This window comes from Arthrobacter sp. K4-10C (assembly GCF_059090085.1).
The window spans coordinates 1-443 of the sequence record NZ_JBNHFI010000031.1; the positions used below are offsets into that span (position 1 = coordinate 1).

Sequence of the window (443 nt, forward strand, 5' to 3'; positions counted from 1 at the left end):
ACGGGCAGGTGCCGTTCGGACGGGCGCAGGTACTGGGTGATGGTGACCAGGTCGCAGCCTGCGTCGTGGAGGTCGCGGAGGGCTTCGGAGATTTCCTGGCGGGTTTCGCCCATGCCCAGGATGAGGTTGGATTTGGTGACCATGCCTTGGTCCCGGCCCTGGGTGATGACGTCAAGGGAGCGTTCGTAGCGGAACGCGGGGCGGATGCGCTTGAAGATCCTGGGGACGGTTTCGACGTTGTGGGCGAAGACTTCGGGTTTGGAGTCGCAGATCGCTGTGATGTGGTCGGGGTTGCCGGAGAAGTCCGGGATGAGGAGTTCGACGCCGGTGCCGGGGTTTAGTTCGTGGATCTTGCGGACGGTTTCGGCGTAGAGCCAGACGCCTTCGTCTTCGAGGTCGTCGCGGGCGACGCCGGTGACGGTGGCGTAGCGCAGGGCCATGGC

1 protein-coding gene is annotated in these 443 nt (G+C 64.8%); it reads right to left on the bottom strand.

Going from position 1 to position 443, the window contains the following annotated elements:
- Positions 1 to 443, bottom strand: a 443-nt coding sequence (locus AC5RUU_RS19620; protein WP_493976871.1) for a lipoyl synthase, incomplete at both ends; no start/stop codon positions are given.